17 protein-coding genes are annotated in these 16,754 nt (G+C 44.2%); 2 read left to right on the top strand and 15 right to left on the bottom strand.

Going from position 1 to position 16,754, the window contains the following annotated elements; all coding sequences use genetic code 11:
* Positions 1-51: 51 nt before the first annotated feature.
* From GVX98_RS00175 to ribF, 4 genes are all read right to left on the bottom strand, one after another.
* Positions 52-534 carry a peptidylprolyl isomerase gene (locus GVX98_RS00175; RefSeq protein ID WP_004684162.1) on the bottom strand — a complete coding sequence of 161 codons (483 nt, stop codon included), beginning with the start codon at positions 532-534 and terminating at the stop codon, positions 52-54.
* A complete protein-coding gene (gene lspA / locus GVX98_RS00180; protein WP_159126930.1) occupies positions 527-1,066 on the bottom strand; it encodes a signal peptidase II in 540 nt (179 codons plus the stop codon). The genes GVX98_RS00175 and lspA overlap by 8 nt, the downstream gene beginning before the upstream one ends.
* Entirely contained in the window at positions 1,059-3,902 is a 2,844-nt protein-coding gene (ileS, locus tag GVX98_RS00185) for an isoleucine--tRNA ligase (RefSeq protein ID WP_159126931.1), read from the bottom strand. Before ileS ends, lspA begins: the two co-directional genes overlap by 8 nt.
* 64 nt (positions 3,903-3,966) lie before the next feature.
* On the bottom strand, positions 3,967-4,968 hold the full coding sequence (gene ribF / locus GVX98_RS00190; protein WP_159126932.1) for a bifunctional riboflavin kinase/FAD synthetase: 1,002 nt from the start codon (positions 4,966-4,968) through the stop codon (positions 3,967-3,969).
* A gap of 206 nt (positions 4,969-5,174) precedes the next feature.
* Between ribF and GVX98_RS00195 the strand changes: the two genes are divergently transcribed.
* Together GVX98_RS00195 and GVX98_RS00200 are read left to right on the top strand one after the other, a co-directional pair.
* Positions 5,175-6,311: a TDT family transporter gene (locus GVX98_RS00195; RefSeq protein WP_004983798.1), complete on the top strand. Its 1,137-nt coding sequence runs from the start codon at positions 5,175-5,177 to the stop codon at positions 6,309-6,311.
* A 132-nt stretch (positions 6,312-6,443) separates the two neighbouring features.
* A complete protein-coding gene (locus tag GVX98_RS00200) occupies positions 6,444-7,004 on the top strand; it encodes a 5'-nucleosidase (RefSeq protein ID WP_159126933.1) in 561 nt (186 codons plus the stop codon).
* A 60-nt stretch (positions 7,005-7,064) separates the two neighbouring features.
* On the opposite strand, the gene GVX98_RS00205 is transcribed toward GVX98_RS00200, so the two are convergent.
* From GVX98_RS00205 to GVX98_RS00250, 11 genes are all read right to left on the bottom strand, one after another.
* The gene (locus GVX98_RS00205) at positions 7,065-7,703 is read right to left on the bottom strand and encodes a TetR/AcrR family transcriptional regulator (protein ID WP_004684172.1); all 639 of its coding nucleotides are present in this window, start codon (positions 7,701-7,703) and stop codon (positions 7,065-7,067) included.
* 359 nt (positions 7,704-8,062) lie between these two features.
* Entirely contained in the window at positions 8,063-8,863 is an 801-nt protein-coding gene (locus GVX98_RS00210; protein ID WP_159126934.1) for an ABC transporter ATP-binding protein, read from the bottom strand.
* Positions 8,864-8,873: 10 nt separating this feature from the next.
* Complete coding sequence (gene ssuC / locus GVX98_RS00215) at positions 8,874-9,689, bottom strand: aliphatic sulfonate ABC transporter permease SsuC (protein WP_159126935.1); 816 nt, start codon at positions 9,687-9,689, stop codon at positions 8,874-8,876.
* The gene (gene ssuD, locus GVX98_RS00220; RefSeq protein ID WP_078390027.1) at positions 9,689-10,864 is read right to left on the bottom strand and encodes an FMNH2-dependent alkanesulfonate monooxygenase; all 1,176 of its coding nucleotides are present in this window, start codon (positions 10,862-10,864) and stop codon (positions 9,689-9,691) included. Before ssuD ends, ssuC begins: the two co-directional genes overlap by 1 nt.
* Before the next feature lie 26 nt (positions 10,865-10,890).
* On the bottom strand, positions 10,891-11,886 hold the full coding sequence (locus tag GVX98_RS00225) for an aliphatic sulfonate ABC transporter substrate-binding protein (protein WP_159126936.1): 996 nt from the start codon (positions 11,884-11,886) through the stop codon (positions 10,891-10,893).
* Positions 11,887-11,896: 10 nt separating this feature from the next.
* Entirely contained in the window at positions 11,897-12,862 is a 966-nt protein-coding gene (locus GVX98_RS00230) for a sulfonate ABC transporter substrate-binding protein (RefSeq protein WP_159126937.1), read from the bottom strand.
* A gap of 331 nt (positions 12,863-13,193) precedes the next feature.
* On the bottom strand, positions 13,194-14,546 hold the full coding sequence (gene argA, locus GVX98_RS00235; RefSeq protein ID WP_058868595.1) for an amino-acid N-acetyltransferase: 1,353 nt from the start codon (positions 14,544-14,546) through the stop codon (positions 13,194-13,196).
* Positions 14,547-14,670: 124 nt separating this feature from the next.
* On the bottom strand, positions 14,671-15,027 hold the full coding sequence (locus GVX98_RS00240) for an RcnB family protein (RefSeq protein ID WP_159126938.1): 357 nt from the start codon (positions 15,025-15,027) through the stop codon (positions 14,671-14,673).
* 299 nt (positions 15,028-15,326) lie between these two features.
* The gene (locus GVX98_RS00245; RefSeq protein ID WP_004684183.1) at positions 15,327-15,710 is read right to left on the bottom strand and encodes an RcnB family protein; all 384 of its coding nucleotides are present in this window, start codon (positions 15,708-15,710) and stop codon (positions 15,327-15,329) included.
* A 246-nt stretch (positions 15,711-15,956) separates the two neighbouring features.
* The gene (locus GVX98_RS16720; RefSeq protein WP_171503292.1) at positions 15,957-16,112 is read right to left on the bottom strand and encodes a hypothetical protein; all 156 of its coding nucleotides are present in this window, start codon (positions 16,110-16,112) and stop codon (positions 15,957-15,959) included.
* Positions 16,113-16,262: 150 nt separating this feature from the next.
* Positions 16,263-16,682, bottom strand: a complete 420-nt coding sequence (locus GVX98_RS00250; protein ID WP_035327193.1) for a hypothetical protein — start codon at positions 16,680-16,682, stop codon at positions 16,263-16,265.
* Positions 16,683-16,754: the final 72 nt, after the last annotated feature.

The raw sequence follows: 16,754 nt of genomic DNA on the forward strand, positions 1-16,754 counted from the left end.
AAAAGCCCCCGAAGGGGCTTTGGCTGACACACAGACAATCGATCTGTGGCTTTACATAATTTTGATACCTTGTTGGCCGGCAGGTGTCACTTTGAAGATTTCTACTTCAAAGGTAATATCTTTACCTGCCAATGGATGGTTAAAGTCGACTTCGGTGATGTCATCACCTACAGTTTTCACTACGCCATATAGGCTTTGTTTGGCTTTGTCTTCAAATTCAATCATGTGCCCTTCAATAGGACGTTGTTCAAATTTGACAGTATCAAACTGTTGCACGTTTTCAGGATTCCACGGGCCAAAAGCATCTTCTGGTGGTAGGCTCACCGTACGACGGTCGCCAGCACGTAAACCGAACAGGGCTTTTTCAAAACCAGGCAGTAAGCTGCCATCACCCATCACCAGGCTTACAGGCTCTTCACGGCTACGTGTGTTATCAATTTCTACGCCATTTTCAATGCAAACAGAAAAATGTAACTCTACTTTTGAACCTTCGCTTACGCGAGTTTCTTCATTGGGATTAATAAAATCAGTCATTATTTACTTCGGCACGTTGGATACGGTTTTTTTCGAGAAAAAAGGTATCGATCAACAAAAGGATCGTTCCTAGCGTAATCGCACTATCTGCAATATTAAACGCAGGGAAGTGGCTGTTTTGATAGTACACATGAATGAAATCAACCACATAGCCTAAGCTAATACGGTCAATGAGATTCCCTATAGCACCACCTAAAATAAGGGCAATCGCGATGGGCAGCACTTTCACGGTTTTGGGCATACGCATCAGCCAAAACAGAAAAATGACAGACACAATACCTGCAAGAGAGGTAAAGAAATAGCGTTGCCAGCCGCCCGCATCGGACAAGAAACTAAAGGCTGCGCCATAGTTATGCAATAAAGTCCAATTTAAAAAGGGCAGGACTGGTACTGGATCTGCATAATTCAGATGGGTACTGGCAATCCATTTGGTCCATTGATCTAAGACAATGGCTAGAATAGCCAAACCTACCCACACCAAATTGTGCGGATAGAATTGGAATAAGCCCTTTTTATGTTGTGGGTTAGGCATACTTTCTCTCTTCGCCTTGGCCTGTAGGAAGGTTGATAATACAACGACCACATAGACCTGGATGTGTAACATGTGTATTCACATCTGGCAGAACATGCCAGCAGCGTACACATTTTTCACCATCAGCCGCCGAGACTTGAACATTCAGACCTGCCAGATCAGAGGCTTCACCCTGAGTTGCATCGAATGCATTGACCAAGACCTGTGAAGTGATCATAACAAAACGAAGTTCATCATCTAAACGATCCAGTACGTCCTTGAGTTCTGCATCTGCCCACAGTTCAACTTTGGCAGAGAGATTTGAACCCACGATTTTCGCGGTACGCGCAGTTTCGATGAACTTGTTCACCGCAGACTTCACCGCAATCAGGGTCTGCCAATCGGCTTCAGACAACAAGTTTGCTTTTGAAGCCACAGGAATGTCATACCATTCCGCAGTGAAAACGTATTTCTCAGTTTGTTCTGGAATCAGTGGCCATGCTTCTTGAGCGGTAAAGCTTAAGATTGGTGACATCCAACGTACAAAGGCTTGCACCAAATGATACAGCGCAGTTTGAGCCGAATGACGCGCTTGTGAATCGGCTTTGGTGGTGTACTGACGGTCTTTGATGATGTCGAGGTAGAAACCACCCAAGTCATTGATACAGAAGTTGGTCAGCGCATTCGCCACGATATGGAAGTTCATATCTTCATAGGCTTGCTGAATGGTTTTTTGTACGTCCGCTGCGCGTTGCAAGATGTATTGATCGAGTGCGATCAATTGATCGACAGGAAGTGCATCCGTCGATGGTTTGAAACCATTTAAGTTCGCTAACAAGAAACGCAAAGTATTACGAATACGACGGTAACCATCTGATGCACGGTTAAAAATTTCTTTACCTGCGGTCATTTCATAACGGTAATCGGCCGATGCAATCCAGAAACGTAAGCCGTCTGCACCCATATCTTTAATAATGTCTTGTGGGGTGATGATGTTGCCCAAAGATTTTGACATCTTACGGCCTTTTTCATCCACCACGAAGCCATGGGTCAGTAAGCCTTTGTACGGCGCACGTTCATTGATGGCAATTGAGGTGAGCAATGAAGACTGGAACCAACCACGGTGTTGGTCTGAACCTTCAAGGTATAAATCAGCAGGATCGGTGAGTTCTTCGCGTTCACGCAGCACGGCATAGTGCGTTGTGCCTGAGTCGAACCACACGTCTAAAGTGTCACGCACACAATTGTACTGTTCCGCTTCATCCCCGATAAAGTCTTTCGCTTCACGGTTATACCAAGCATCAATCCCTTCTTGTTCGATCAACTTCGCGACTTCTTCGATCAACTCGGCTGTGCGCGGATGGAGTTCGTTAGTGTCTTTATGCACGAAGAATGGGATTGGCACACCCCACGTACGTTGACGCGAAATACACCAGTCTGGACGACCTTCGATCATGGCTTGAATACGATTTTTACCCCAATCAGGCACAAAGCTGATCTCGTTTTCAATCGCATTTAAAGCGTTTTGACGCAGACCTTGTGCATCCATGCTGATAAACCACTGTGGGGTCGCACGGAAGATAATCGGCGTTTTATGGCGCCAGCAGTGTGGGTAGCTGTGTTTGATCGGTTGATGTGCCCATAAGTGACCAACTGCACCCAAAGCTTCAATGATTTTTGGATTGGCTTTGTAGATGTGCTCGCCTGCAAAAATCGGTGAAGTTGGTAAATACACACCGTTACCGCCCACTGGGTTTTCAACTGTTAAGTTGTACTGTAAGCCAACTTTATAGTCGTCTACACCATGGCCAGGTGCCGTATGTACCGCCCCCGTACCGCTAGTTGCAATCACGTGTTCACCTAAAATCACAGGCACTTGGCGATCGGTCAGCAACGGGTGCTGTAATAATAGGTTTTCGATTGCTGAGCCGTTAAAATCAGCTAGAACCACAGGGTTTTCAAGCTTATAACGCTCAACTGCCGACTCAACCAAGTCTTTGGCTAAAATAAAGTTTTGCACACCACGGTCGGTGCTAACTTGAACAAGTTGATAGTCAATTTCAGCATGGACGGCAACCGCTTGGTTTGCAGGCAAAGTCCAAGGTGTGGTGGTCCAAATTACGATATCTGTTGCCGCTTCTACGTTGAGATTTAAACGTGCGCTTAAGTCTTTTAAGTCGACAACCGTAAAACCAACGTCAATCGCGTCAGATTTTTTATCTTCATATTCCACTTCTGCTTCAGCCAAAGCTGAACCACAGTCTAAACACCAGTTCACAGGTTTAAGACCTGGTTCGATATGGCCTGCTTTAGCAATTGCACCAACAGAGCGCACAATGTCTGCTTCCTGCTTAAAGTTCATGGTCAGGTAAGGGTTGTCCCAGTCACCAAACACACCCATACGCACAAAGTCTTTCTTTTGTAGTTCAACTTGGGTGTAAGCATATTCACGGCAGGCTTTACGGAAAGTAGAAGCATCCACCTTCACGCCCACTTTACCGACTTTCTCTTCTACTTTCAGTTCAATCGGAAGGCCGTGGCAGTCCCAACCTGGTACATAAGGGGCATCGAAGCCGTCGAGAATACGACTTTTAATAATGATATCTTTTAAAACTTTATTGACCGCATGACCCAAGTGAATTTGGCCATTTGCATAAGGAGGACCGTCATGCAGGACATATTTTTTCTTGCCAATACGCGACGCACGAATCTGCTGATAAATGTTGTCGGCATACCACTCTTCTAACCATTTTGCTTCACGCACCGCGAGGTTTGCTTTCATGGCAAATTCGGTACCTGGGAGGTTGAGTGTGGCTTTATAATCCACTGCATTTTCAGTAGTTTGCTTATCGCTCATGCAAGATGTCTTCCAATTTAATCAGCGGCTCGGCTGACGCGTTTTACATAAAATTGATTGGTATTTAAAAGGGAAATGTGGGGGTGTTTTGGCGGAACTCAAGCAGTTTCACCACATCATCATCAATTCCCGCTTTTAGTGCTTCCAGCGAAGGGTAGTTCTTTTCACCATGTAAATAGTTTAAGAAAGTGACCCGCATTAACAAGCCATACAGATTAGCAGAAACATCAGGGAAATGTACTTCTAATCGCCATTCTGGCTGTGCTTGTTGAATGGCTGGACGTGTTCCGACATGACCTGCACCAAAAAGCGCTGAATGGTCATATCCTGCAACCCCTAATCGATTAGGGTGGTCTGCTTTCACTTTGTCGCGTAAAGACGTGGTTTCACACATCACATCTACGCCATAAATGCCGTTTAAACAGGGTTTATGTCGGTTTAAACGTACATTAATGGTTGGAAAATCAAGGGTTCGGCCAATTTGGTCGCCATATTGTACGCGACCCGTAATGCTATAAGGGCGCCCTAATAACTGAGCAGCCAGCGCCAAGTCCCCTGCGGCCAGTGTTTGGCGAATCCGAGTTGAACTGACGCGTTCACCTTCTGAGAGGATGGTTTCTAGATTGTGGACTTGAAAACCATAGTTTTCTAGAAATTCGCTGTTGCCTTGGCGGTTTTTACCAAAGTGAAAGTCATCGCCTAAAACCAAACTTTGGGCATTGAGTTTTTCTTTTAAAATATCGGCAAATTGTTCTGCACTTAAACTTCGGAAGCTGTTGTCAAATTTCGCGACCGCAATATAGTCCACACCCAGCTCAGTTAAATATTCGACTTTCTCACGCAATGATGAAATACGTGGTGGAGCATCATAACCTTTAAAAAATTCAAGTGGTTGAGGCTCAAAAATCATCACCACTGTTTTTAGATTTTGTTGTTTTGCAACGGCTTTGAGCTGATGAATCATGGCTTGATGACCCAAATGCACCCCGTCAAAATTACCGATGGTGACAGCGGTTTTTTCTAATTGGGTATTTGAAGGCAAAGCATTTAGACGGAGCAGCTTCATGGGCAAATCAAGTGCTTGGAATTAAGAACGGCTTATATATTGCCATATTCTTGGGCATTCGTCTTGTGGTTGTTTTTTGACAACGCAAAATTTAGTGCAAAGCATATTTATATCAATTTTATTGATTTATTTAATATAAATTAATCAATTTTTCTTATTTATAAATTTGATTAGTATAAATGTAGATTTTAAATGAGGCCGAACTCATGCAAAAACCATTTACACAACTTGGACAGCGCCACAATATCATTCGTCAATTCACCCCCAACTGGTTCACTGTCAGTATGGGAACAGGTGTTGTGGCGTTAATTGTATCAGAGTTTCCGATGTTAAAGGCACTCACATGGCAACTCGGCACAGGGCTGTGGTATTTCAATATTTTATTGTTCGCACTTTTTAGTGTGCTATATGGCTTACGTTGGGCATTTTATCCGCACGAAGCCAAACAGATTTTTCAACATCCAAGCATGAGTCTATTTTTAGGGACGATCCCGATGGCGCTGGCCACCATCCTCAATGGCTTTTTAAAGTATGGTCAGCCTATTTATGGCGACACAGCTGTACAGATTGCGCAAACGCTCTGGTATGCAGATGTAGTCTTGGCGCTCTTGGTGGCGTGGGCAGTTCCTTTTGCCATGTATCGACATCAGGAGCATGCTTTACAGCAGATGACTGCGGTGTGGTTATTGCCGATCGTGGCCTGTGAAGTTGCAGCCAGCAGTGGTGGTTTATTGCTGGGGCATTTGGCCGCTGATACTCACGCCGTTGCGATTTTATTGGGTAGTTATGTGTTGTGGGGTGTTTCAGTATTACCCGCCTTTGCAATTTTAACGATTTTAATGTTGCGTTTGGTCTTACATAAATTGCCTGAAAAAGAGTTGGCGGTCAGCAGTTGGTTGGCTTTGGGACCGATAGGCACTGCTGCTTTGGCATTATTGGTTTTGGGGCATCAGGCACCGACGTTGATGGCGAGTTTGGGCTTAGCCCAACTGGGTCAGTTCTTTCAGCAGACGGGGATTTTGGCCAGTTTAATCCTGCTGGGTTTTGGACTGTGGTGGTTGGGAATTGCGGTACTGACGACTTTGCACCATGCCAAACAGGACTTGCCGTTTAATTTGGGTTGGTGGGGACTGACCTTCCCATTGGGCGTATATACGCTCGCAATCTTAACCTTAGCCCAACAACTCAATTTGGCCTTCCTGTATGCCGTTGGCTATGCTTTTGCAGCCATACTGATGTTGTTATGGAGTTTGGTCGCAACCAAAACGGCACACGGTTTTTATCAAGGTTATTTGTTCTTTTCGCCGTGCTTAAAAACCTATTTAGAACAGCAGTATAAATGAGGTCTACAATCCTTTCAGTTTTAAGCGCCATCTGATCTTATGTCGGTTGTTTGAGTAGAGACCAGAGGCGCTTTTCTTTCGGATGGATTTGTTTTCTAATGGCACGCATGAAGTCTGTTAATTGAGTATTTTATGTCAGATGTTGCACTAATCATGGCTTTGCCGAATGAGTCTAAAGGATTGTTTGAACAAGCAGGGATTGAAGTTCATTACAGCGGTATTGGTAAAGTCAACGCGGCCTATAAAGCATTTGAAGTGATTCAAAAAACAGGCTGTAAAACCCTAATTAATTTAGGTACAGCAGGCAGTACGTATTTTGATAAGCATGAATTGGTTGAAGTCTCTCAATTTGTACAACGTGACATGGATGTCTCTCCACTGGGCTTCGCTGTCGGTTTTACCCCATTTGACACCATGCATCCTGCGGAAATTCCCTTAGAACCGTTTTTCCAACAACTCCGTACCGGCATCTGTGGAACAGGGGATAGCTTTGAAACGGGTGAACCCAAAGTACCGTGTCATTTGGTTGATATGGAAGGATATGCGCTGGCAAAGGTCTGTAAGAAACAGGGTGTCCGCCTGATTTCGGTCAAATATATTTCAGATGGTGCCAACGACACCGCGCATTTGGACTGGGAAGACAATTTGTTATTGGGAGCTCAGAAATTATTAGCATTATTTGAAAGTATCTGAGGCTTTGATTCTGTCTTTTTCAATTCGGCGACCATAGAGTGCTATGGTCGTATGCCAAAATTACTCAGCTTTGAATAATTCAGACGGTGTTCGCGGGATCACGCCATACAGCATCATATGCACGGTATGTTGAATGACTCGTTGTTGCATACTGCGGTTACGTAGGGTTTTACCTGTTACCATTTCCATTTGCGTGGCAAAATCAGCATAGTTTTGTGTTAATGCCCAAATGTTGAGGATTAACAGCTCAGGGTCTATTTCAGTTGAAATTTTACCTTGCTCTTGCCAATTGCTAATGACTTTGGCTTTCCGTTTGACCAACTTCTTTAAAGGCCCTTTGAGGATTTCCAAAATATGAGGCGCTCCCTGAATCACTTCTAACGCAAACAAGCGAGACGCTTTCGGTTGAGTCCGAGAAACCTCAATCTTTTGCAATAAGTAGTTGGTGATCGCTTCTTCCGGCTCTAAGTCAGCTTCTAACATCTGTAGTGGGGCTAACCATTTTTGTAAAACCGTCGTTAAAACTTCAACGTACAAAGCTTCTTTATTTTCATAGTAATAGAAAATATTCGATTTGTGCATTTCAGCAATCTGTGCGATTTCATCTAAGCTTGCTCCATTAAATCCATAGAGCGAGAAGACGTCTAGTGCAGCATTCAGCAGCTGGTGGCGTTTTTGAGTACTCTTTTTCTGTTCCATTCTCTAATTTAAAAAACAATAAAAAGGGGGAAGGACAAATTGTACGGCAAATCATCAGATTTGTGCACAAAGTGGAAATTTAATTTTTTGAATAATGATCATTTATTCTGTAGATTGGCTCTTAAATTGCGATAAATTCTAAAAGTTGTCCAATAAAATATAATTATATAAAAACTATTTTGTCTAAACTATATGAAATGATTCAATGTGAAGTGGTATGTTTTGATAAAAATAACGTGAAATTTATTACATTGTTTAAAATAAAGTATGCTTAAGTCATATGACAGTCTTCTGCTTTTTTTACTGAAATTCAGCATAAAAAATCCTTAGCCCCCCAAGCTAAGGATTTTTTAGTCTACTTATGTGGCTAAAACTGCATTTAACACCTGCTGTTCAAGGGTATTGAACTGCATATCTTTGACGCGAGGGCGGGGTAGGTCGACTTGAAACTCTTTGGCAATATGGCCACGGTCTAGCAAAATAATCCGATCGGCCAGTTGAACGGCCTCACTGACATCATGGGTGACTAAAATGGCGGTAAAGCCCTGTTCCGTCCATAATTTTTCAATCAAATTCTGCATATCTAAGCGGGTTAAGGCATCGAGTGCTCCCAAAGGTTCATCGAGCAATAAAATCCGTGGTTTATGCGATAAAGCCCGTGCTAAAGCGGTCCGTTGACGCTGTCCCCCAGAGAGCTGCGAAGGCCAAAGTCCCGCTTTTTCTTTGAGTCCGACTTTTTCAAGCAGACCCGAGGCAGTGGCATGTTGTTGTTTCGGCAAACCTAGTTGTACGTTTTGTTCAATGGAGCGCCATGGTAACAGTCGTGGATCTTGGAACATGACCCGTATATCGTCTGCTGTAATCCCTTCGCGGAGGTGTCGTGCGGACTTAAACTTAATTTCGCCGTAGCTTTGTTGTTCTAAGTTGGCAATCAGGCGTAGGAGGGTACTTTTACCACAACCACTGCGTCCGACAATGGCTAAAAACTCACCCGGCTGAATATGCAGATCTAAGTCTGCAAGGACTTTAACTGAACCATAAAACTTATGCAGTTGTTCGATAATAATTTCGGCCCCAAGCACCGCTTGAGGGTTAATGTCTTGATTGTGATTTGGCGGCGACGGAATATTGGCATGGCGACCAAGGCTTAAATCAGTCATCTCAGACTCCTTATTTTTGGTATCCTGCATGCCAGCGCAGCAGGTATTTTTCTAATGTGACGGCCAGTACATCAGCCAATTTTCCAAGTAGGGCATACAGTAAAATCCCCACCAAGACGATGTCGGTCTGTAAAAATTCACGTGCATTCATGGTCATATAACCGATGCCCGCTTGGGCTGAAATGGTTTCGGCAACGATCAGCAGAACCCACACCAAACCCAGTGAAAAGCGCAGCCCGACCAAAATAGAGGGCATCGCACTCGGTAAAATAATTTCTTTATACAATTGCCAACGGGTCAAGCCATAGCTTTTCCCCATTTCAATCAGTTGTGGATCTACCGAACGTATGCCGTGATAGGTGTTGATGTAGATAGGGAAAAAGACCCCGACCGCAACCAAGAACAGCTTGGCGGTTTCATCAATCCCGAACCATAAGATCACCAACGGAATAAGTGCTAGTGCGGGAATGTTTCGGATCATTTGTAGGGTGGTGTCGAGCAGGGTTGACGCCGTTTTCGATGAACCATTTAACAAACCCAGAAAGAGCCCTAAACCTCCACCCACCAATAGGCCGAGTAAGGCACGGCCTGCACTAACTTGCACATGCTTCCATAGTTCCCCACTCAGTAGCAGGTGCCAAAAAGCAGTAACTACTGCCGTTGGTGCAGGTAAAATCCGACTTTCTAAAAGTCCTGTGCTGGAGGCAATTTGCCAAAGCACAATCAAGCCGATAGGAAAGAGCCAAGGCAGCAATAGCTGCCCCAACTGAGTTCCACGTGAAACCTTTTCCTGCTGGAGGGTTTGCACTGAAACGATTTTGGACATTAGGCAGGCTCCTGAATCACTTTTGCTTTTTTGTTTTCATCGGGGGTATAGTTGTTTGCCACAATCTCACCAAAGGGGCCTGTTAAATTTGGTTGTGCCAACTTTGCTTGAGTTTCAAGCGGCAGGAGTGGAAACACCAACTCGGCAAAACGAATCGACTCTTCAAGATGTGGATAGCCTGAGAAAATAAAGGTGCTGATGCCCAAGTCGGCATATTCTTGAATACGGGCTGCAACCGTTTCAGGGTCACCGACCAATGCCGTACCTGCACCCCCACGAACCAGACCTACGCCAGCCCAAAGGTTTGGGGACACTTCCAGTTTGCTACGGTCACCATTATGCAGTTCAGCCATGCGACGTTGACCGACCGAGTCCATGCTCTTAAATTTAGCCTGTGCCGCAGCAATGGTGGCATCATCGACATATTGAATGAGCTCTTCCGCCGCTTGCCATGCTTGTTCATTGGTTTCACGCACAATCACATGCAGACGTATGCCATAGTTGAGCGTACGGCCTTTGGCTTCGGCTTTGGCACGGACAGTGTCAATTTTGTCTTTAACAGCAGCAGGGGGTTCGCCCCATGTGAGATAAGTATCGACCTGATCAGTCGCTAATTCGATGGCATCATCCGATGAGCCGCCAAACCAAAGTGGAGGGTAGGGTTGTTGCACAGGTGGATATAGTAGTTTGGCATCATCTACCTTTAGACGTTCGCCGTGAAAGGTAAAGCTTTCACCTGCATGGGAGCGGGTTAAAATCTCACGCCAAATTTTGACGTATTCATTGGCAGTTTTATAGCGAGTCGAGTGGTCTTCATAAACGCCATCGCCTTGCAGTTCTTTTTCATCACCACCTGTCACCAAGTTCAATAAAACCCGACCATTGGAGAGACGGTCAAAGGTGGCTGCCATCCGTGCAGCCAGTGCCGGAGTGGTCACGCCTGGACGTAATGCAACCAAGAATTTTAATTTTTTTGTGGCATCAATCAGACTGGCTGCGGTCAACCATGGATCTTCACATGAACGACCCGTTGGAATCAGTACGCCTTCATAACCCAAATGATCCACAGCAACCGCAATTTGCTTCATATAAGCATGGTCCACTTGACGAGCACCTTTGCTGGTACCTAAGTAGCGACTGTCACCGTGAGTTGGGATAAACCAGAAAATTTTCATTTTAAAAAATCCTTAGATAGAGTCGTTTAAGGTTTGCTCGGTGCAACCCAAACGGTACTTTGAACTTGAATGTGTTTTGGAATGAGCTGCACCTTTTGGAACAAGTCCGCAATTTGTTGTTGTGCTTGTACCACTTCAGGCGTCAGGGTTTGAATTGGTGAAGGTTTCAGACGTTTGTCGATGACCCTTTGGGCAATAGAGGGCTGTAAACCCGTACTTTGGGTATAGACCGAAAGTGCTTGCGATTGGTTTTTTAGCACCCATTGATCGGCCTGATTCAGCCCGTGAATGAACTGAGCGGTGGCCTCAGGATAGGTCTGAATGAACTTGGGGTTGCCAATATAAAAAGAATAGGTTTGTGGAAATTCCGTGCCATCAATCAAGACTTTGGCATGTGCATCCTGTTCTGCTGCACTGAGGTAGGGTTCCCAAATGGCCCATGCATCGATGGATTGTTTATCAAACGCGGCACGCGCATCCGCAGGGGGCAGCCAAATCGGTTGAATGTCCTGCCAACTGAGTCCTGCTTTTTGTAGAACTTTCGCCAGTAACTCATGCGCGCTTGAACCGCGTTGAACCGCAATCCGTTTGCCTTTTAAGGCCTGTATTGAATCAATGGAACTATTTTTAGCAATCAACAGCGCTTGAGCATTGGCCGGAACTTGCTCATAGCCGACATAACTCAGCTCTTTGTCAGCAGCTTGAGCAAAGATCGGTGGGGTATTGCCCACAGAGCCAAAATCAACTGCACCGACGGCCAAGGCTTCTAGCATTTGTGGGCCAGCGGGGAACTCTTTCCATTCAATTTTGGCTTGAGGAAATTGCTGCTCAAATAATTTTTGCTCACGTGCGACCAATAGGTTCAAAGATGACTTTTGAAAGCCAATCGACAGGGTTTTAACTGGATCTGCTGCCTGCTTTTCAGAAGTATTTGTTGCTGCCGTGTCTTGCTTTTGGCATCCCCCGAGTCCAAGACTCAAGGTGACGATACCAATACTGGAAACTGTTTTAAGTGTTTTCATAATGATCTCGTTATTTTTGTTTAATAATGGCAGCGTCAATATTCAGTTTGTTCGGAATGAGTTTTTGTTGATAGAAAGCATCCGCAACGTACTGCTGTTTTTTTGCGACTTCGGCTGAAATGGGTTGAACGCCAAAGCCCATACGCCCAATCGAGCTTTGTAAAATGTCTAAAGACAAGCCTGTCGGTTTTTCTAACAATTTGGCTGCCTGTTGTTGATTTTGTTCGACCCACTGTGTGGTGGTGTTGAGTTCATGGACGACCGTTTTTAAAACTTCTGGATGGGTTTCGGCAAATTTACGATCGGCCAAATAGAACTGATGATTACTGACTAAGTTTTCTCCGGTAGCAATCACACGTGCTGAGATTTGGTGTTCAGCGGCAGCAAAGAAGGGATCCCAAATGACCCAAGCGTCGACTGCACCACGTTCAAACGCAGCACGTGCATCTGATGGGGGTAGATAGACTGCTTCAATATCAGAAAGTTTGAGGTTATTCGCTTCTAATACTTTAAGTAGCAGGTAATGCACATTTGAACCTTTGTTGAGTGCAATCCGTTTGCCTTTTAAATCTTGAATGTTCTGAATCTTTGAGTCTTTTTGTACGATCAGTGCTTCTGCTTTAGGTGCAGCAGGCTGGTTGGCAATGTAAACCAAGTTCGAATTTGCAGCTTGTGCGAAAATCGGAGGCGCTTCACCCGCTTCACCAAAGACCACACTGCCGACATTTAAGCCTTCGAGGAGCTGTGGACCTGCAGGAAACTCGACCCATTTGACTTGGACATTTTGTGCTTTAAGCGCCGTTTCTAAAGTGCCACGCTCTTTGACGATGGGCAAAATGCCATATTTTTGAAAGCCAATATTCAGTGTGACGGTTTCAGCTTCTTTTTTCCCACATCCAGATAACATCATGGCACCCACGACTGCTGCAGAAAGAACGCTTGTTTTGATCCAGAACTGTGCTCGAGAAGTGCTCATGTGTTTCATAACTCCAAATAAATAAGGTGAGTGAGTTGGTGAACACATACGCTAATGGGCATTTCTTTTCAGAAAAAATAAGAAATCGGGCTTTAGACATGAAAAAAAAAGATAAAAACAAAAGTGCAAAACTTATGCAAAAAACAGCAATATAAAAAACATAAAATATAAAATTTATTGAGATTAACTGATTGATATTTATTATTTAAAAGGTATTTTTATTTTTGGAATAAGCTTAGTGTTTCACGCAATATAGATTTGAGCGATTTTTGCGGTGTTTTCTCGATAAAGATATGAGAAATAAAGATATCCATAATCCTGCAAAAGCCACTTAAAGTGGCTTTTTAAAGACAAGCGAGTTACGCTGATAGTTGTATAAGGCTTGGCGTGCATTGGGAAGTTCATCGACATTAGCCGTTTCAAAGCCATGTTCTAAGAACCAATGTGCAGTACGTGTGGTCAGTACAAACAACTGTTGAATGCCCATACTGCGGGCTTTACCTTCGAGATAATGCAAAATTTGGCTGCCGCGATTTGATTTGCGATAGCTCGGGTCGACTGCGACACAGGCAATTTCAGCGCTGCGGATTTCACCCTCTGCTGCTGGCAGTGGGTAGAGTGCGGCGCAGGCCAAGATCATGCCATCACGTTCAATCACCGCAAATTGGCCAATTTCGTTTTCGAGACGTTCACGTGAGCGATAAACCAAAATGCCTTCTTCTTCAAGTGGGCGTAGTAGGTTAATCAGCCCGCCAACATCTTGAATGTTGGCCATACGGACTTCTTCATAATGGGCATCGGTAATCATGGTGCCCGAACCATCACGCGTGAAGAGCTCCTCAACCAAGGCACCATCATAAGCATAGGAAATCAGATGGACGCGATGGACGCCATGCGTCGAGGCCTTTTTGGCACCGCGTAAATGTACCGCAATGTCTGGATTCGAATCTTGATATTTTTCAATTTGTGCATCGAGCTTGTGGGGAGAAATTTCGCGTTGCAACTGACCATGTTCATTGAGCAGACCATGTTGTTTGCCCAAGAAAATCAATTTGTCCGCTTTAAGATGAATCGCTGTGCGGGTCGCCACTTCTTCTGCCAGAAGATTGAATACTTCGCCTGTGGTGGAATAGCCTGTTGGCCCGAGCAGCACAATATTGTGATTATCCAAATGGCGTTGAATGGCGTCGGTATCGACCGTACGGACTTCGCCGGTTAACTGAAAATCGACCCCATCGCGAATGCCATAGGGCTTGGCTGTGACAAAATTCCCTGAAACCACATCAATACGTGCGCCATACATCGGTGAATTGGCCAGTCCCATCGACAGTAAGGCTTCAATTTGTAAACGAATCGAGCCCACCGCGTTCATTACACAGCCCAACGATTCTCGGGTGGTGACGCGACGATACTGATGAAATGGCGTTTGTAGTTGGCTTTGTTTTAAGTTGTGGTTGATTTGCGGACGTGCCCCATGCACCAAGATCAGGCGAATCCCGAGTGAATGCAGCAGGGCAATGTCGTGAATAATATGTTGAAAGTTATCATGCTGAACGGCTTCACCATCGAACATAATCACAAAGGTTTTATTACGGTGAGCATTGATATAAGGCGCAGAATGTCGAAACCAATGCACATACTGCAAAGTTGTACTGTGATGTGTTTCGATGGAATTCGTTTGCATGCCTATCTCAAAATGAACTGCTTAGCATGATTTTAATCAAAAAATGCAGAAGAGGAAGTCTTAAATAGAAAAACACCTGAAGCAATGTTCAGGTGTTCTATCGGTTTTGTGACACCAGCCAGAATTAACCGATAATACGCAGGATACGGTTATTACGTTCATTGACTAAAACATAGTCACCATTGACCTTATACCACTGTTGGTAGCGCCCAGTGTTGGGTAGGCGACGTGCTTCTCGGTCACTGACATGGTAACGCGATGAGTCATAGCCGCGTGGCAAAGTTTGACCTGAGCGCCAGTCACGGCTTGGGTTAACACGTTTGTTTTGGTAGCGGTTGTCATTGTCCCAACGACGGTCATCGCGATGATCCCAACCGGAGTCATGATCATGCGAGCGGTCATAGTACTGCGGTGCTGCCATTGCAGATGTGGCCATGAGTGCGCCTAAAGAGAGTGTGATTGCAGTCAGAATTTTTTTCATTGCTTTCATCCAGTATGAGTCTTGTTTCGATCATTCAAAATTAGCGAATAACTCTAGAGAAAACGTGAGGGCTATTTAGGTGAATTGTGAAATGTATGAAGAGACTGAGGAGATTGTTGTTTTTCTGCAATGCTTACAAACTAAAGCTTTGGCGCATAAAAAACCTGAAACAACGCCCTCCATCCTGTGCCTGACTGTAGTCTCTTGAAAAGAATATGCAGTCGCGCTAAAGCGGGTGAAAGGGTGTTGATTCAGGTCTTAATAATAATGTCACTGAGTTGTACAAAATAAAGCGCAGATTAAAGCCCCATAATCCGCAGAATATTGTTGCTGTCTGCGTCGACTAAGATGTAGTCATTGTTGATTTTGTACCACTGCTGATTTCGGTTTGGCTTTGGAAGGTTATGGTCTTTATATTCGACTTTATAGCCGTTACCACGGTAATGCTGTGGCATGACATAACCTTGTTGCCATTTATGCTGTTGTAAACGTTTGACACCGCGCTCTTCGCGCATACGTCGACGATCTTGCTGATCGTCATTACCTGAATCGCGAAAGTCACGTCCGCGTGGCTCATTGCCATAGCGTGGATGATCGTGGTCAAACTGAGGGGCAGCAGTACTGAGACTGCTTGCCATCAAAGCACTGAAAGAGATTGCCAATACTGTCAAAATCTTTTTCATGTTGAATCCTCATTAAGGTAATTTCATTCTTTCCTATAATGTACGAAAAAAATGCAGAGAAACTGTGAAGATGAATTGGGTATTTATTAACAAATGCAGAGATATTAAGAAGATTATGCCCAATTCTAAGCCTGAATTAAATCATCAATTGCGCTAAAGTCCAAAGCAAACAGTCCGTATCTTCTGATTTTTGACTCATTTTGAGGGCTCAGATCTCCCTTTTTCAAAGAACGCATAGTGCATTATTTAATTCCACTGCTGCGTTAGATGTTGTAATGAACGGATTGAATGAACCACTGCTTCAGCTTGTTTGGCATCGTCCAAAGCACAAATCAGGCTTTCGGGTAGTTGTAAATTATGGATATGACGAATGGTGTCATGTTTACGTTGCAAATCAGCCATGCTGCATCCTTATTTTCAATTCTTGATCAATCAGAATGATAAATAGGAAATATTGATCTTAAAAACCGAATATTTATATTAAAATAATTTAAAAATACGATTTAAAATATCGAGCTAGCCAAGCTGAGTTTTCAACTTGGCTGATTCGGCTTAATAGGCGTAGTTGAGGTCGGTATAATCACTCAATGACTTCTGCACATGCGCTTGAATAAATTCACGTACATCTGCGGTGGTCATCGGTTCACCATTTTTGCTGATGGCATGCTCAATGTCGGGTTGACCCTCAATTTTGATGCGATAAACAAAGCTTTTCTTTGCTTTGTATTGTTCATCATCTTTTGCAATGACCGTGACGTAGTGATAGCTATGTTCAAAGTTCAAGTCGGTATGGGCAAAAACAAACTGGTCGAAAAGTTTCAGGGTGGCACCATTTTCCAGCGCTTGAAGTTCCTTCACAATACTGGCTTCAAACTTCATCCCATATTTTTCTGAAATGGGTTGTTGGTCAATCAACAGGCTAACCATACCATCTTCAGTGGGTTGTACAGTGATGTTGCTCAAGTCCGTCATAGCATATGCTTCAAAAATGGAGTTGGGCATCAGTATCCGCAAAAATTGAAAAAAGACAACCTTTTCTGAACT

Source organism: Acinetobacter sp. 8I-beige, from assembly GCF_902505955.1.
GTDB classification, from domain to species: Bacteria; Pseudomonadota; Gammaproteobacteria; order Pseudomonadales; family Moraxellaceae; genus Acinetobacter; species Acinetobacter johnsonii.

What these genes read in the sequence shown, in the direction of transcription:
- ssuD (WP_078390027.1), bottom strand. Translation starts at nt 10,864, where the DNA reads ATGAAAATTTTCTGGTTTATCCCAACTCACGGTGACAGTCGCTACTTA.
- lspA (WP_159126930.1), bottom strand. Translation starts at nt 1,066, where the DNA reads ATGCCTAACCCACAACATAAAAAGGGCTTATTCCAATTCTATCCGCAC.
- GVX98_RS00205 (WP_004684172.1), bottom strand. Translation starts at nt 7,703, where the DNA reads ATGGAACAGAAAAAGAGTACTCAAAAACGCCACCAGCTGCTGAATGCT.
- GVX98_RS00230 (WP_159126937.1), bottom strand. Translation starts at nt 12,862, where the DNA reads ATGAGCACTTCTCGAGCACAGTTCTGGATCAAAACAAGCGTTCTTTCT.
- ssuC (WP_159126935.1), bottom strand. Translation starts at nt 9,689, where the DNA reads ATGTCCAAAATCGTTTCAGTGCAAACCCTCCAGCAGGAAAAGGTTTCA.
- GVX98_RS00245 (WP_004684183.1), bottom strand. Translation starts at nt 15,710, where the DNA reads ATGAAAAAGATTTTGACAGTATTGGCAATCTCTTTCAGTGCTTTGATG.
- argA (WP_058868595.1), bottom strand. Translation starts at nt 14,546, where the DNA reads ATGCAAACGAATTCCATCGAAACACATCACAGTACAACTTTGCAGTAT.
- ribF (WP_159126932.1), bottom strand. Translation starts at nt 4,968, where the DNA reads ATGAAGCTGCTCCGTCTAAATGCTTTGCCTTCAAATACCCAATTAGAA.
- GVX98_RS00210 (WP_159126934.1), bottom strand. Translation starts at nt 8,863, where the DNA reads ATGACTGATTTAAGCCTTGGTCGCCATGCCAATATTCCGTCGCCGCCA.
- GVX98_RS00225 (WP_159126936.1), bottom strand. Translation starts at nt 11,886, where the DNA reads ATGAAAACACTTAAAACAGTTTCCAGTATTGGTATCGTCACCTTGAGT.
- ileS (WP_159126931.1), bottom strand. Translation starts at nt 3,902, where the DNA reads ATGAGCGATAAGCAAACTACTGAAAATGCAGTGGATTATAAAGCCACA.
- GVX98_RS00200 (WP_159126933.1), top strand. Translation starts at nt 6,444, where the DNA reads ATGTCAGATGTTGCACTAATCATGGCTTTGCCGAATGAGTCTAAAGGA.
- GVX98_RS00250 (WP_035327193.1), bottom strand. Translation starts at nt 16,682, where the DNA reads ATGACGGACTTGAGCAACATCACTGTACAACCCACTGAAGATGGTATG.
- GVX98_RS00195 (WP_004983798.1), top strand. Translation starts at nt 5,175, where the DNA reads ATGCAAAAACCATTTACACAACTTGGACAGCGCCACAATATCATTCGT.
- GVX98_RS00175 (WP_004684162.1), bottom strand. Translation starts at nt 534, where the DNA reads ATGACTGATTTTATTAATCCCAATGAAGAAACTCGCGTAAGCGAAGGT.
- GVX98_RS16720 (WP_171503292.1), bottom strand. Translation starts at nt 16,112, where the DNA reads ATGGCTGATTTGCAACGTAAACATGACACCATTCGTCATATCCATAAT.
- GVX98_RS00240 (WP_159126938.1), bottom strand. Translation starts at nt 15,027, where the DNA reads ATGAAAAAAATTCTGACTGCAATCACACTCTCTTTAGGCGCACTCATG.